This window comes from Acinetobacter seifertii (genome assembly GCF_000368065.1).
In the GTDB taxonomy this organism is placed as follows: domain Bacteria; phylum Pseudomonadota; class Gammaproteobacteria; order Pseudomonadales; family Moraxellaceae; genus Acinetobacter; species Acinetobacter seifertii.
In genome coordinates, this window is sequence record NZ_KB851200.1 from 2,471,123 (window position 1) to 2,486,286 (window position 15,164).

Sequence of the window (15,164 nt, forward strand, 5' to 3'; positions counted from 1 at the left end):
ACTTAATTTTTAGCGTAATACCGAAATTTGAATCTGTCCCTGATTAGATAATTCATGTTCCTCTACATCTACAGAGGAAGATAAAGGAGTTAACATCATATAACGTGCATGAGGTGGTACTTTTAAAGTGCCCTGAATTGATGCATGTTGTAATATTGTAGAAGGATAAGACTTACTCTTAAAACCACTTGCTCCCTCTAAAATGCAACCTTTTTCATCTAAAAATATAGCTAAAGGCCAATAATAGAGAGGTGTCGAATTACTCGCTGCAAAAGACATCAGCTGTAAATGTTGTACAGATGGATCTAATTTTACCAACTCATATTCAAACTTTTCTTTTAATGGCTTTCGAGGCCATAAATTTACGTCTTTTTTATCACCAAGGACTTTGATTGACTTTTTGTAGCCTTGAACAAAACACTTATCTTGTTCAAAAGTCGTTTCTAGGTCTTTTTTAGATAGTCGTATATAAGTTGGCGCTAAAATAATTGCTGCTTGATCATCTTGAGATTGTTTATTGAAGAATTGTTCTAAAGTGGATTTACTCACCCCCTTTTTCCGTTCAATAAACTCTGTTCGCCCTAAACCATCGGGCATCACATAAAAGCGTTTTTTTCCTTCAAGATTAAATTCTTGATCTTCTAAATACTCATTATTTACATACTCTACGCCATCAACAGTCGTAAACTTAGATGGATCATTTGATAAATTTTGAGTAGAAATAGCTTGTGAAGTACTTGCTACAGATGGAGGAGTTTTAACTGGAGTACTTTGTTCTTTAACAGTACTACTTTGCTTTTTAACTTCATTCTTCTGAGCTTCAGTAACCGTTACAGGACGCTCTGATGCAGTCGGTGCAGTCGGTGCAGTCGGTGCAGTCGGTGCAGTCGGTGCAGTCGGTGCAGTCGGTGCAGTCGGTGCAGTATTTAATTTTTTATTAACGTGTGGTTCAAACTTTTGAGGCACTTTTGAATTTTGAATATTTTCTTTAGGTGCTTCTTGAACAGGTTTAGCACCTACTCGCGGCTGTACAACTTGTTTCGGTGCTTCCACTCTAATATTTGATTGCTTCTGTTCGACTTTTTTAGTGGGTACAATCATTGGACGACCATCAGGACCAATGATTGTATAGAAACCATCTGCATACGATACAGAAATACTAGCTACCGCAATACATAAAGTCGAGATAGCAAATTTAGGTCGAAACATCGATTTATATTGTTTTACCATTTTGTTCTATAGCTCAAACCAAGTACTGTAACTTTAGTATTCGTTTTTACATCTAAACCTGAATAAGGATTTAATAAAATATTATCGACACCACACTTGTTGGATAATGTACTCGAACAGGCAGGAATATTGTCACGACTACGTAAAAAACCTACTGAAAGATCTAGATCTGTATCTGCATCGAAACGATAACCTAAACCAAGACCGAATAATTGCGCATTATTGATTGGAACCATAGTATTACGTTTATCATCAGGTATCGAACTAGCTCGAGGCTCATAACCAGCTCGCAATTTCAAACGATCGGTTGCTGAGTATTCAAGACCAATTCCCCAGCTCCACGGCGAAGTAAATTTCAATGGTAGTGCCAATGAATTATCGGTAACGTCATTAGATAAAAGCTTAGCTACTTTTAATAACGAAATTTGGCGATCAAATTCGAATTTAAATTTATCCCAAGCCGAATAATCCGTCCATCCAACGTCAAAGTTTACTTGCAAATCAGGTAATATTTTATACTTAATCCCCGCTTGGAAATGTGCCGGATATTCAAGATCCATGGCAACTAATCCAGACTCAATATTAGGGATATTGCTAGGTAAACCAAGAATTGCAGCTAAAATTTGTCCTGTAGCAGATGAGTTAAGACCCTTGATAAGTTCTTGCGGTGCTCTGGCATTATCAATCATGTACTTGCCTTTTAAGCGCATTTTGGCAGAACTTTGATAAACCATACCAAAGCCAAAGTCATCAGTTGGTTCCCAGAGTAAACCTAAGTTATAGCTTGGGCTTAATGATTGTTCTAAAGACACTTGTAATGCGCCCATTTTATTAAATGGATTCATGCCTTCTTGAGCATTACACATACCAAATAATAGTAAGTCCGTAATCATGTCACTATTATTTTTAAAAGGCGCACATACCACTTCATCAACCATACGCAATACACCAATCATCTCATTAGGAAAACGTAGATCAGTTTTTTAGTGCGATTGCGTTGTAAGACATCCCCACAGAAGCACCAAGTGATAAATGGTCATTTACTTGATAACCAAAAGATGGTGATAAATAAGTAATTCGCTCTACTGCAACTTGCTGGCCCATATAGTTGCCAGGGTTACCATTCTCTGCACCAAACCCAGCTACCAATGGTGCATATACAGCTGTTGCATAAGTAACTTTTGAACCAGGTGGTTTATAGGCAATTCCAGCTGTAGGGGCAACTAGAGGATACCCTGGCCCCAGATCAACCATTTTTTTAAGAATCGGCACATATAGGCTTGCGTATTCGACATCCCCATGTACGGTCCCTTTGAAATCTGTACAAATATTGGCGGAAACTTCCGGACCATCATTACAAACAAGAGGGTCATCTGAATAACCAAAAATATTATAGCCAGGAGGAGCTGAAAATTCACGCTGGATATCAAAGTTAGCCAAAATCCCCTGTACATCGGTTTGTAGCCCATCAATTTTTGCTAGGGCCGCAGGGTTAAAATGAACTGCACTAATACCAGGAGGATCTGCAGTTACAGCATTCCCCATCGATAGTGAACGAATATCAACAGCTAAGTTTTGTCCTAATTGAGCATTGGCAAAGCTAGAAAAACCGGAGATAACAATTGCCGCCGTTAAAGGACATAATTTAGGATATTTCACCTGCTTATCTCCTTATTTTCGTTTTTTATTAAAACCTAAAATATCTAACGGGAACGACAAACCAAGTGAAACATCAGGTGCATCTTCAGTTAAACCAAAGCCAACCGTACCGTTAACAATGGTATCTGGCGAAACACGTACGCCTAAAGCAAAAGCCATCATTGCGCTACTTTGGTCTGGTGATTTATAAGATTCACCATTATTGAATTGGAACTCAGAATTAAAGTTAAAACTTTGCTGATAAGACATTGTCAAAGACACGTCATAGTTAAATGAGTACGCAAAACCAAATGAAAAACCACCACTAATCCCTGGATCAAAAGATTCTAAAATACGTGAACCGCGTGCTTGGTTAAGACCACTTTCTTTAAAGCCATAATTGGCAGAAACAGAAGCGAATAGCACAACAGGATCAATATATTTACGAGTACTTGCCCCTACTCCAACTGAGTAATAACCTTTACCTGTTGACAGCTCATCTAAACCCACCTCATAAGGACTATCACCTGTTTTAGTTGAGACACTACCAAAAAGCACGAGTGGTAAACGCCCTTGCTTTAATGGGAAAGGTTCCCAACGTGCTCCCAAAGAAATATCACCTAAACCCGCTGTGGTTGAATCACTAGCAATATCAGATTTAGCAACAAAAGGTAATGTTGCTGAAAGTGTTAAATTATCTAAAACGCCATATTGCGCCGTAAAACTATTTGTCAAAGTATGTTGAGCATCTTCCCTAATTCTTAAACGACTAATGCGAGAGTTATCGTCTCCTAATGCCACGTCTAATATACTGTCACGATAATAAGTATAATCAAGGTCATAATAAGAAGAAATTACGCCCTTCTTGATTAAAGAATATTGACGTTCATTTGAAGTAAATACTTCTTGTAAATTAGTCTCTTGGCTAGCATCACCTTCTTTTTTCTGTAAAGCACTTGCAGCTTGATGTGCATCAGTATTAGCTGCAGGAGCTACACTATTAGCATCAGCTACACTCGACGTTTGTATGCTAGCATCTGTTGTTGCAGAACTAGAACTTGCCGCATCAGTAAACCCAGAGCTTTGTGCTCCCTCTACTTGCGGTTGTTGTACTTGATCTTCGGCATAGATTGTCCCTGTAATGGCGCTCATACTTAAGGCCAACACACTCATCTTCATCCATCGATTATTCATGTTTTTCCCACCCAATTTATTTATTTTACTAACTTTAAATTTGACTATTTACGCTTGTAATAAAGACGCATATAGGTTTCTATCGGCTGCCCATATGTTGGCGATTTATTATCACTATCCAATACACGCCTCATGGTCGAAGCTTTATTTGCTAAACGATCAAAGTTAAATGTTGGATATTGAACATCAACAAAAGCATATTTATTGACTGTTGCATCTTCGACATGGCGCATATCTGACTCTTTTAATGCCAATAAATCTTTACGCTGTGATTCAGGAACAGAAATAACAAATAAAGTATTATTATCCCAAATTTGTTTAAAACGATTTTCGTCAAAGCTGATATTCCCTAAAGCCGGATCAGCTACATACACTCGTCCATCTTTATAAGCTTTATATACGACAAAATGTTTAAAGCCTGCATATGAAATAGGCACAATTGCGGGTTGGCCAAGTTTAACTAAATCAGAAAACTCACCACGATACCCCCCACTGTCTAAACCAATCGCTGTGACAAAGCGCTTCATATCAAGTAATGAGAAACTTCGACGCTCAATAATACGCTGATATTCACCATACTGTAGCAAACCACTCATTGTTTGCTGTTCAGTTAAATTGGTTCCTACATAACCATTTAATAGAGTTGTAAGCGCAGCAGACCCACAACTATAATCATAAGCTTGTCGAACAATGCCACGAAACTGATCTTCCACAGCTGGTTTAATCTGAACTGGTTCGATATGATTTCGATAAAACGATAAATTACGTGAATCGGCAGTCTCTGTATAATAAACAGTTCCCGGCGGCTTTTTTTCTATTTCGAAGGCTTCTGTCGCAAAGTAATACATCAATGCTGAGCCTAAAACTATCTCTAACATAAGCACTTGGTCTAAATGGTGGCCTAACCGGCCTTATTCATTTTATTCTTAGAGCAATAGCTCTACATCCCTGTGTGTTGAAGATACCTTTTTTTTCTGTAAAAAACAGCTTTTTTTTAATCTTTTTGATGAATGCATAGTTTTACATTTATAAACTGATAATTAATTCTCATTTGTTTTTTACATTCTTTTTTATTATATAAATTAATATGATTTAAATATAAAAAAATGAAGTTAAGTTTTATTATGGCAAATAAAAAAGCGCGTATAAACGCGCTTTTTTTATCACTCTTTAAATTAGTGACCAGAAATAGTAATTGTAGACGTTCCTACATTTAAACCTTGAATTTCTAAATCACCAATTGAAGCATTAGTCTGTGCACCTAGGTGAATTCCTTGTGCATAAACGTTCATACCTTGTGTACTGTTATTTTGGATACGTAAACCTGTAGGAACAACAGAAATGTTAGCATCTACATTCATATCACCAGTTGTATTACCTGACCCACGAACCATTACTTTGTCTAGGACAATTTTACCACCACCAGCAGCATCATTAATACCGAAGTTAGATAGTGTTAAACCACCTTGCAAGCTAGAGTTCACTTTAATCATCGCGCCTTGCGGAGTAGAACCTAACTGAACATTCGCAGAAATTTGACCTAAAGATAAATCTAAGCCTGAAATAATCTCAGTCGGAGCTGTTTCAGTAATACCACGTACAGCAGTAGTCGTATTTAATGTACCAGAAGTACCCACGCCAATTGAACCTACATGTACATCAACAGCACCTACTGTTGCTGCAACGTTTAAGAAAGCACCATTTGAACCTGAAGCACCATTTGTATCAATTTTTAAATCTAAAAGATTACCTGTACCTTTTTGAGTTACCGTTACACCACTAATTGCGATTGAACCTGCTGTCCCTGAAGCACCAGTGATCCCGGTTGATGATGCTAAACCATCATTATCGTGTAAATACAGTTTATCAATAGAAATACCACCAGAACCTAAAGCAATACCGATATTAATACCATCTTGACCTGTAGCGGCACTAAGCGCTGCATCGTCCATTGACTGCATTGCCATTGCATTTGCACTGATAGCTAAAGAAGAAACTAAAGCAAGTTTAGTGAACATTTTCATTGAGCACTCTCCCAAGAGCATTTATTTTTTGACTTAACCACTCTTACTGTCTCAAGTTGCATTTTTCTTTTATGGCAACCGAAACTTCCAATCCTTGAGTAGTTTTGCTTAGCAATTACTAAATTACAGCTACGTTAATTTTTGTTCAACTACTGTAATGCATTTTTTGCCAATTACCCGATAAACGGTACAAGGGTCACACTTTCTTAAATATGCAGACCAATTATGCTTAAGTTGTAACGAAAAAATAGATGATTTTATCGACGAAAAGTTAAACTCTTACCGCCTAGATGACTGATGAACTATAAGTTGTAGTAAACTAGGCGACCTCTTCCAAACTTGTCATGTTTAAAATGTCTCAGTTAAAGAAAAAAATCTCTTTAGAAAGTACTCTATCAGCTGCCGATATTTTAAAAAAATTAGAAGATTTAACTGGACTTGTATATCTTTATGATGATAACAACCCTATTATTGGCTTTCTGCCAAAAAAATATCTAATTACTCAAGGTCATCAAAATTTTATATTCGAGCAAGATATCCTTAATAAGTATATAAACTCCTCTAATATTGAAAGTATTTTAGACTTCACTCACTTCCATACTGAAGAATCAAAAAATAAAAATATCAGTTTTAATGGTGGATATATTGGATTCATTAGTTATGATTTTTCTGCACATCAATTTATTAAAAATCAATCACACCGACAACCCTCTTTATTTATAGGTTCTTACCACTCTTTTCTAAAAAAAATAAATAATGAATGGTATTTTTTTAGTGATGAAAAAAATAATTCAGAAATTTTTAATTACATTACAGAATTACTATATGGCTCTTCTAATCATTTAAGAAAAAATATTTTTAAACTAGATAAAAATATTTATCCCCGTTGGTCTAAAAATGAATATTTTACCGCTTTTCATAAAATACAAGATTATATTAAAGCAGGAGACTGCTACCAAATTAACCTTACGCAAGAGTTTAATACAACTTTCACAGGAGCTTTATTAAATAAAGCAGAAGAATTATGGAATTTAACCAATGCACCTTATTCAGGTTATTTAAAATTAAATAACTTTGAGTTATTAAGCTGCTCTCCTGAATTATTTATTGAATTTAGTACAGACAAACAAATTAAAACTAGACCAATCAAAGGCACCATGCCTCGATATGAAAATAAAGAACAAGATTTAATTTCAAAACAAACATTGAAAAACTCTCAAAAGGATCAGGCAGAAAATGTCATGATTGTTGATTTATTACGTAATGATTTGAGTATTTATGCCAATACAGGTTCGGTAAAAACGACAAAGTTATTCGAAATTGAAAGTTTTAATCAAGTTCATCATATGGTAAGTGAAGTCACGGCTATACTTAAAAATGATATTAATCCTATGCAAATGTTGCTTAGTGCTTTACCAGGTGGCTCAATTACTGGTGCCCCTAAAATTCGCGCAATGCAAATTATTGAAGAGTTAGAAGGTGCGCCAAGAGGAGCATATTGCGGTACTTTGGGATATTTTAATTTTGATGGTACTGGTCGTTGGAATATTCTGATTCGTAGCTTTCAACAATATCAAAATCAGCTTTCTATTTGGGCAGGTGGTGGTATTACGATTGCCTCAAAAGCTGAGGCCGAATATCAAGAAAGCTTAGATAAAATCTCTGCTATGCTGAACTTAATGAACAGCACAGCAGAATAAATTTTAAAGAATATCTTGCTTCAAAGTTTGAACTAAACGTGCATTTTGCTCATCAGTTCCAACCGTGATACGTAAAAACTGATTAATACGAGGCTTATTAAAGTGGCGAACAATAATACCCTGCGCACGTAATTTCTGTGCTAGTTGCCCAGCCTCATGTTGTGGGTGTGAAGCAAAAATAAAATTCGCTTTTGATGGTAAAACATTAAAGCCAAGTTCAGTTAAATCACTAACCAGCTTTTCTCGACTCGTAATAACTTTTTGACAATGTTCTTCAAAGTAAGCCTGATCTTCAAAAGAAGCCACAGCCGCAGCAATAGCAAAGCGATCAATTGGATATGAATTAAAACTATTTTTTACCGCCTCAAGTGCTGCAATCAAGTGTGATTGAGCAATCGCAAATCCGACACGTAAACCAGCCAAAGAACGAGACTTTGAAGTTGTTTGGCACACCACAAGATTTTCATAACGGTTTACCAAACTTACAGCTGACTCAGCACCGAAATCGACATAAGCTTCATCAATCACAACCACACGGTCTGGATTTGCGTGTAGTACTTGTTCAATCTCTGCCAAGCTGAGTGCAATACTAGTCGGTGCATTAGGATTGGTAATAATCACGCCACCATTAGGTTGTGCATAATCTTTAACATCAATCTCAAAATTATCATTGAGTGGAACTTCTTTTGTCTTTGTTCCAAAAAATTGGCTATAAACTGGATAAAAGCTATAAGTAATATCTGGATATAAAATAGGTTCATCTTGAAGGAAAAATGCTTTAAAAATATGAGCAAGCACTTCATCAGAACCATTACCTACAAAAACTTGAGATACATCCATATTCTGTTGCGTAGCAATCGCTTGTTTTAAGGCAGTTGCATCTGGATCTGGATATAAGCGCAGTGCATCAGCTTGATCATGTAGCACAGCTTGAACCGCTTCTACTACTTTTGGTGATGGCGGATACGGATTTTCATTAGTATTTAACTTTAATAAATTTTGGATTTTCGGTTGCTCACCTGGCACATAAGGCTCTAATTCACGAACCTCAGGACTCCAAAAACGCATTTGTGCTGTAGATACAGTCATAGTCTTATCTCAAAAAAGGGCTGAAAATCAGCCCTGAATAATCATTTAAAATGCTGAAAGGCTTAAAGCTTATTGATAACGATAACGAGCCGAACGCGCATGAGCATCAAGATTTTCTTGAACAGCAAGTATATCAGCGGTTTTAGCCAACGTTTTTACGCCCTCTTTTGAGCACATGATCAAGCTAGAGCGCTTTTGAAAGTCATATACACCCAGTGGTGACGAGAAGCGCGCTGTACCGGATGTTGGCAATACGTGATTTGGACCAGCACAGTAATCACCAATTGCTTCAGGTGTATAACGTCCCATGAAGATTGCACCTGCATGACGTATGTTTTCGCTCATCGCTTCAGCATCATCTAAACATAGCTCCAAATGCTCTGGTGCAACTTGATTAATCAAATCAACAGCTTCTGTACGGTCTTTTACCAAAACTAAAGCCCCACGATTTTCAATAGACGTACGTGCAATATCAGCTTTAGGCAAGTCATTTAAGTGCTTTTCAATTGCTGCCTCTACGGCTTCTAGCAAAGCTTCATCTGGAGTTATAAAAATAGCTTGGGCAACCGTATCATGTTCAGCTTGAGATAAGACATCCATCGCTAACCACTCAGCGTTATTCACCCCTTCTGCATATACTAAAATTTCAGAAGGTCCTGCAATCATGTCAATACCGACCTGACCAAATACAGCACGTTTAGCAGCTGCTACAAATCGGTTTCCCGGACCAGTAATTTTATCTACAGGCGGAACAGTTTGAGTACCATAAGCTAGAGCTGCAACAGCTTGCGCCCCACCAATAGTAAATACTCGACTCACACCAGCTAGATAAGCAGCAGCCAAAACAAGTGGATTTAATTCACCATTTGGTGCAGGTACCACCATAATAATTTCAGGTACGCCGGCCACATGAGCTGGTACTGCATTCATAAGCACAGATGAAGGATAAGAGGCTAGTCCACCAGGTACATAAATACCAACTCGGTCAAGTGGTGTCACCTTTTGTCCTAGTGTATTCCCCAAATCATCTATATAAGTCCAGCTATCTTGTTTCTGGGCTTCATGAAATGTACGAATACGATTAGCCGCAAGTTGCAAGGCTTCACGAATCTCTTGATTTAAGTCATCAAACGCAGCTTTAAGTTGTTGTTGAGACAATTCTAGATCGGAAAATTGATGCGCTGGATGTCGATCGAACTGTTGAGTAAGTTTTAAAACATGATCATCACCATGCTGACGAACATCAGCAATAATTTGATCTACTGTTTGAACTAAATTAGGATCATTAACAGTTTCAAAAGCTAAAAGCTCTGCAAAAATCTGTTTGAAGTTCTGATCTTGAGTCGATAAACGTCGCATCAATTTACCCACAAGGCGAAAAAGAAAAACCAAGTTTACTCTTTTTCTAAGCCCTTGTGGGCATCATATCTACAACTATCGCAAAAGCATGATAGGAAATTACTTTTAACGTGATTGAACAGCTTGTTCGAGTTGGGAAATGATAGGATTTAACAAACTTTGCTTACGCTTAAAGCTTGCCTTATTAACAATAAGACGTGAGGATACTTTACAAATTTCTTCTAATGGTTCAAGTCCATTTGCTCGTAAAGTATTTCCAGTATCAACTACGTCAACAATATAATCGCCCAAACCGACAAGTGGTGCTAATTCCATAGAACCATAAAGCTTAATAACATCTACCTGCTCACCTAAGCTTGCATAGTATTGACGCGTTAGATTGACGTACTTAGTTGCAATTTTTAAACGGCCTTTTGGACGTTCCATTCCAACTTTGCCAGCAGTCATTAACTTACATTTTGCAATCTGTAAGTCCAATAACTCATAAACATGCTGAGCACCATGTTCCATGAGTACGTCTTTACCTGCTACACCTAAATCAGCTGCACCATTCTCAACGTAGGTTGGCACATCAGACGCACGTAAAATCAAAATACGAACTTGCTTATGTGTTGTAGGAAAAATCAACTTACGAGATTTTTCTGGGTCTTCAAGCAAGTTAATACCTGCTGTTGCAAGTAAAGGTAAAGTTTCTTTTAAAATACGCCCTTTACTGAGTGCTAAGGTCAAACCATGATCAAAATTACCCATTACATCAAAATTAGGATCATCGTTTCTTACGTCATTCATTAACTTACTCGCTTAATTTGGGCACCTAAACCTTGAAGTTTCTCTTCGACATGCTCATAACCACGGTCAATATGGTAGATACGATCAATTAATGTATCACCTTCAGCAACTAAAGCCGCTAAGACCAAAGAGAATGAAGCACGTAAGTCTGTTGCCATTACAGGAGCAGCTTGCAATTTTTCAACTCCAGTCACCACAGCATCATGACCTTCGACCTGAATATTAGCACCCATACGTGACAATTCAGGAACGTGCATGAACCGATTTTCAAAAATAGTTTCGGAGATCGTTGCAAAACCGCGACCAATTGCATTTACGGCCATAATTTGCGCTTGCATGTCGGTTGGAAACTCTGGATGAGGTAATGTTCTAAAACTTACCGCTTTAGGGCGCTTGCCCATCATATCCAATTCAATCCAGTCATCACCACGAGTGACTTCCGCACCCATTTCTTCAAACTTATCTAAAACAGATTCAAGTAACGATGGATCTGTATGAGTAGTTTTAATGCGACCACCTGTAATTGCCGCAGCAGCTAAGTACGAACCTGTTTCAATACGGTCTGCAACAACTGCATATTCACAGCCATGTAAACTTTCAACACCAGTAACAACAAGTGTATCTGTATCTATACCTTCAATTTTTGCGCCCATTTTAACAAGCATTTGAGCAAGATCAGTAATTTCAGGTTCACGTGCTGCATTACGAATTGTAGTTACACCATCCGCTAAAGCAGCCGCCATTAGAATATTTTCGGTGCCCCCTACAGTGACCATATCAAAAATCACTTCGCCGCCTTTGAGACGACCATCTACAGTGGCATGGACATAACCATTTTCAACTTCAATATGTGCACCCAAAGCTTCTAGGGCTTTTAAATGTTGATCTACTGGTCGAGATCCAATCGCACATCCACCTGGTAACGAAACTTTAGCATTTCCATAACGTGCCAATAATGGTCCTAACACCAAAATAGATGCGCGCATGGTTTTTACCAGTTCATAAGGAGCAAACTGGTTATCTAAAGTAGAGGTATCTGCTTTAACTGTGTCATTTTCATAACTAATTGTGACGCCTAATCCACCAATTAATTTTACCAAGGTATTTACATCTTTAAGATTTGGAACATTGGTTAAAGTAATAGGTGAATCAGCAAGAATCATTGCTGCAAGTAATGGTAAAGCCGCATTTTTAGCACCAGAAATGCGTACTTCCCCTTCGAGCTTAACACCGCCCGTAATTAAAAATTTATCCATTAATATTTAAGCTCCGAAAAGGCTTGCTTTGCGCCATTCGTCTTTGGTCATCGCACGAATTGTTACGGCATGAACTTCGCCACTTGCAATATAAGTATTTAATGGTGCATAAACTGCTTGTTGACGAGCAACAGTACGCTTACCTTCAAATTGATCATCCACAATACGGAGGTCAAATTTTCCAGCCTGTCCGCTCACCGCTACTTCCGCATCAGGAAAAGCTTCTTTTAAAATTTGAGTGAGCTGTTCACTATTCATTGCAAAGACCTCTGGCACAACCTACGGTGTAAAACGAAGTATTTTACTATAACTTTTTCCAAGAATTCAGTACGTGTTTATATTTTATCAATAAAAAAGAGGCTATATTTCAAGCCTCTCTCAATTATTAAAAACTTATCAAATAGAAACAGCAACTTGTGAATAAGTACATTGCATTTTCCGATATTTTAACAATTGTTTTTTTAATTTTTCAGTCAACTTTTTAATTGATGTATACATGTCATCTGCTGCTGCTTGAGCAAATAGTTCAATCCCGGGTAAGCGAACTATTGCTTCTGCCACATGATTCGAGCTGCCCTTATGTGAGCGCTTATCAATCTGATGATCTTTCGTTAATTTAATCTGCAGACTATTCACCTGATCGAGATGCTTCGTTAACTGATTAAATTTTGCTTTAATATTTTCTTCTATAGCTGGTGTAATTGCTAAATGATGTCCACGAATCGTTATTTGCATAATTCTATCCCTCACCTTTTTGGGTTAATAAAGAAGAACTAAAACGATTTAATGTGATCTAAAAAAGATGACTTTGGACAATTAAATCATTTTAGCAGCTCCTCTTGGTGAAATTGAAATTTCATTATTTCGTCATAATGAACATCTAGAATAGTCATACTTCAAAAATTAGATCAAGACTTTTCTTTCGGATGACGATGGAATATGTAACGATTCACGATATTTTGCTACAGTTCTTCTAGCCACTTCTATTCCTTCATCCTTTAATAAAGCCGCAATAGTATTATCAGACAATGGCTTACGTGGGTTTTCATTAGAAACCAATTTTTTAATCATAGCTCTAATTGCAGTAGAAGAAGCCTCACCTCCCGTAGTTGTTCCCACATGACTAGAAAAAAAGTATTTCAACTCAAAAAGCCCACGTGGTGTCAGCATGTACTTATTTGTAGTGACTCGTGAAACAGTAGACTCATGAAGCTCCACTTCTTCAGCCACATCCCTTAGCACCAAGGGTTTCATTGCCTCAGCACCTATCTCTAAAAATGCTTTTTGGTGTTCAACAATACAAGTAGCAACTTTTAATAAAGTTTTATGCCGTTCATCGATACTTTTTATGAAATTTTTAGCTTCAAGCATTTGATTACGTAGATATAAATTATCATCGCTTTGATCAGCTCTACGAATCATACTCGAATAGAAAGAGTTGATTCTTAATTTTGGCATGATATCTGGATTTAATTGGACTTGCCAATGTTGATCTTTTTTAGCAACCACGACATCAGGGATTTGGTATTCCGATTCTTGCTTTTGAAAATCCATACCAGGATAAGGCTTTAATGTTTTTAATAAGTCAACCGAAAGCTTTAATTCATCTTTCGATAGGCCTGTTTGTTTTAATAATTTATTTAAATCATTTGCAATTAATAACTCATAATACTGAAGTAAACTTTGTGCTTCTTTTAAATATTCAGTTCCTTTTGGTAAAAAATCCAATTGGATCTTTAAACATTCAGCAAGATTACGAGATCCTATTCCAACTGGATCAAGACGTTGAATATGTTTTAAAACAACTAAGACTTCGTCTTCTTCAATTTCTTCCTCAATATCCATGTCATTTAATAGATGTTGTACAGCGAGAATAATTTCTTCTAATTCAGCATCTAAAAAGCCCTTATCATCTAAAGCATCGATAATACAATAAGCAATCAACTGATCTATTTTTGAGAAATGCAGCAAGTTCACTTGCTCCAACATATGTTCTTTTAGTGTCATCTGAACTTGGCGGTTATCTTCACGCTCTTCAAACTCAGGAGTACCTAAAGCCGTCGACTGATGTGTATAGATATCATCCCACTCAGTATCCACAGGTAAGTCATCAGGTAAATGATCTGCATTTAACTCCGTTGTAAGATCATTACTTTCTTTGTTTTCTAAAGTGGATAAACTTTCGGCTAGTGATTCATCTTCCACTTTTTCAAGTAATGGATTACTATCTAATTGAATTTGAATTTCTTGCTCTAATTCTAAACTTGAGAGCTGCAGTAATCGGATTGCCTGCTGCAATTGAGGCGTTAACGATAATGAATTCGCAACTTTCAATCCAACAGATAATTTCATATATTTCTCTTTCCAATAAACAAGCAAAAATCATGCCTATTTATTATTTATAGCATATAGTCAAGTTTTATCCTATATATTGACTGCGAATTTTATGAGAAAATTATTAATTTATTCTTCTAAAAATCTATTTTAACAACCGAAAAAGATGAGTTGTTTAATCAAATTAACTTTGCATTTTAATATCCGCATACCCCTAAAGCAGAGCATCTGTACAAATGTTCTTTTAGAGTTGTTTTTTTATCTTTATTTTTTATTATCCATAAAGCAACACCCCGATTTCTTTCGAGACCGGGGTGTTTGGAATAATGAGCTGGCGATGACTTACTCTCACATGGGTAACCCCACACTACCATCAGCGCTAAGAGGTTTCACTTCTGAGTTCGGGAAGGGATCAGGTGGTTCACTCTTGCTATGGTCGCCAGCACAACTGTTTATGGATACTTGCTTTGGTCTTATTGGCTGCCGAAGCGTTTTCCAAATCTTTACAGATTGGGCTGATTGAATCTGACTTGTTCATTTTATCTAGTGGA

At 37.0% G+C, this 15,164-nt stretch carries 12 protein-coding genes, 1 rRNA gene and 1 pseudogene; 1 reads left to right on the forward strand and 13 read right to left on the reverse strand.

Features of this window, described 5'->3' with window-relative positions; translation table 11 throughout:
• Positions 1–9: 9 nt before the first annotated feature.
• The 5 genes and pseudogenes from filE to filA form a co-directional block, all read right to left on the reverse strand.
• Positions 10–1,230 (reverse strand): putative pilus assembly protein FilE, encoded by a 1,221-nt coding sequence (gene filE, locus F985_RS19190; RefSeq protein ID WP_004703784.1) that lies wholly within the window; start codon positions 1,228–1,230, stop codon positions 10–12.
• Positions 1,224–2,889 (reverse strand): annotated as a pseudogene (filD, locus tag F985_RS0104635) (putative pilus system OmpP1/FadL family transporter FilD). The gene filE and the pseudogene filD overlap by 7 nt, the downstream one beginning before the upstream one ends.
• 12 nt (positions 2,890–2,901) lie before the next feature.
• Entirely contained in the window at positions 2,902–4,062 is a 1,161-nt protein-coding gene (filC, locus tag F985_RS19195; protein ID WP_004703787.1) for a putative pilus system protein FilC, read from the reverse strand.
• A 44-nt stretch (positions 4,063–4,106) separates the two neighbouring features.
• Entirely contained in the window at positions 4,107–4,940 is an 834-nt protein-coding gene (gene filB, locus F985_RS19200; protein WP_025469206.1) for a putative pilus system C39 family peptidase FilB, read from the reverse strand.
• A 297-nt stretch (positions 4,941–5,237) separates the two neighbouring features.
• Complete coding sequence (gene filA, locus F985_RS19205; protein ID WP_004703789.1) at positions 5,238–6,086, reverse strand: putative pilus system protein FilA; 849 nt, start codon at positions 6,084–6,086, stop codon at positions 5,238–5,240.
• A gap of 353 nt (positions 6,087–6,439) precedes the next feature.
• Between filA and F985_RS19210 the strand changes: the two genes are divergently transcribed.
• A complete protein-coding gene (locus F985_RS19210) occupies positions 6,440–7,786 on the forward strand; it encodes an anthranilate synthase component I family protein (RefSeq protein ID WP_081401339.1) in 1,347 nt (448 codons plus the stop codon).
• Between the two features lie 3 nt (positions 7,787–7,789).
• Here the strand turns inward: F985_RS19210 and hisC are convergent, their stop codons facing one another.
• From hisC to rrf, 8 genes are all read right to left on the reverse strand, one after another.
• Positions 7,790–8,875 carry a histidinol-phosphate transaminase gene (hisC, locus tag F985_RS19215; protein WP_004703791.1) on the reverse strand — a complete coding sequence of 362 codons (1,086 nt, stop codon included), beginning with the start codon at positions 8,873–8,875 and terminating at the stop codon, positions 7,790–7,792.
• A 69-nt stretch (positions 8,876–8,944) separates the two neighbouring features.
• Entirely contained in the window at positions 8,945–10,234 is a 1,290-nt protein-coding gene (gene hisD, locus F985_RS19220) for a histidinol dehydrogenase (RefSeq protein WP_019456523.1), read from the reverse strand.
• Between the two features lie 105 nt (positions 10,235–10,339).
• Positions 10,340–11,023: an ATP phosphoribosyltransferase gene (hisG, locus tag F985_RS19225; protein ID WP_004703796.1), complete on the reverse strand. Its 684-nt coding sequence runs from the start codon at positions 11,021–11,023 to the stop codon at positions 10,340–10,342.
• Positions 11,023–12,279, reverse strand: coding sequence for a UDP-N-acetylglucosamine 1-carboxyvinyltransferase (gene murA, locus F985_RS19230; protein ID WP_004703798.1), 1,257 nt, complete (start codon positions 12,277–12,279; stop codon positions 11,023–11,025). The genes hisG and murA overlap by 1 nt, the downstream gene beginning before the upstream one ends.
• A gap of 6 nt (positions 12,280–12,285) precedes the next feature.
• On the reverse strand, positions 12,286–12,537 hold the full coding sequence (gene ibaG / locus F985_RS19235) for a BolA family iron metabolism protein IbaG (protein WP_004703799.1): 252 nt from the start codon (positions 12,535–12,537) through the stop codon (positions 12,286–12,288).
• Between the two features lie 138 nt (positions 12,538–12,675).
• A complete protein-coding gene (hpf, locus tag F985_RS19240) occupies positions 12,676–13,014 on the reverse strand; it encodes a ribosome hibernation-promoting factor, HPF/YfiA family (protein ID WP_004703801.1) in 339 nt (112 codons plus the stop codon).
• Between the two features lie 168 nt (positions 13,015–13,182).
• On the reverse strand, positions 13,183–14,631 hold the full coding sequence (locus tag F985_RS19245) for an RNA polymerase factor sigma-54 (protein WP_004703803.1): 1,449 nt from the start codon (positions 14,629–14,631) through the stop codon (positions 13,183–13,185).
• 311 nt (positions 14,632–14,942) lie between these two features.
• Positions 14,943–15,057: ribosomal RNA gene (gene rrf, locus F985_RS19250) — 5S ribosomal RNA — on the reverse strand.
• Positions 15,058–15,164 lie beyond the last annotated feature (107 nt).

Coding starts and splice junctions, on each gene's coding strand:
- murA (WP_004703798.1), bottom strand. CDS start 12,279: ATGGATAAATTTTTAATTACGGGCGGTGTTAAGCTCGAAGGGGAAGTA.
- hisG (WP_004703796.1), bottom strand. CDS start 11,023: ATGAATGACGTAAGAAACGATGATCCTAATTTTGATGTAATGGGTAAT.
- filB (WP_025469206.1), bottom strand. CDS start 4,940: ATGTTAGAGATAGTTTTAGGCTCAGCATTGATGTATTACTTTGCGACA.
- F985_RS19245 (WP_004703803.1), bottom strand. CDS start 14,631: ATGAAATTATCTGTTGGATTGAAAGTTGCGAATTCATTATCGTTAACG.
- filC (WP_004703787.1), bottom strand. CDS start 4,062: ATGAATAATCGATGGATGAAGATGAGTGTGTTGGCCTTAAGTATGAGC.
- hisC (WP_004703791.1), bottom strand. CDS start 8,875: ATGACTGTATCTACAGCACAAATGCGTTTTTGGAGTCCTGAGGTTCGT.
- hpf (WP_004703801.1), bottom strand. CDS start 13,014: ATGCAAATAACGATTCGTGGACATCATTTAGCAATTACACCAGCTATA.
- hisD (WP_019456523.1), bottom strand. CDS start 10,234: ATGCGACGTTTATCGACTCAAGATCAGAACTTCAAACAGATTTTTGCA.
- ibaG (WP_004703799.1), bottom strand. CDS start 12,537: ATGAATAGTGAACAGCTCACTCAAATTTTAAAAGAAGCTTTTCCTGAT.
- F985_RS19210 (WP_081401339.1), top strand. CDS start 6,440: ATGTCTCAGTTAAAGAAAAAAATCTCTTTAGAAAGTACTCTATCAGCT.
- filA (WP_004703789.1), bottom strand. CDS start 6,086: ATGAAAATGTTCACTAAACTTGCTTTAGTTTCTTCTTTAGCTATCAGT.
- filE (WP_004703784.1), bottom strand. CDS start 1,230: ATGGTAAAACAATATAAATCGATGTTTCGACCTAAATTTGCTATCTCG.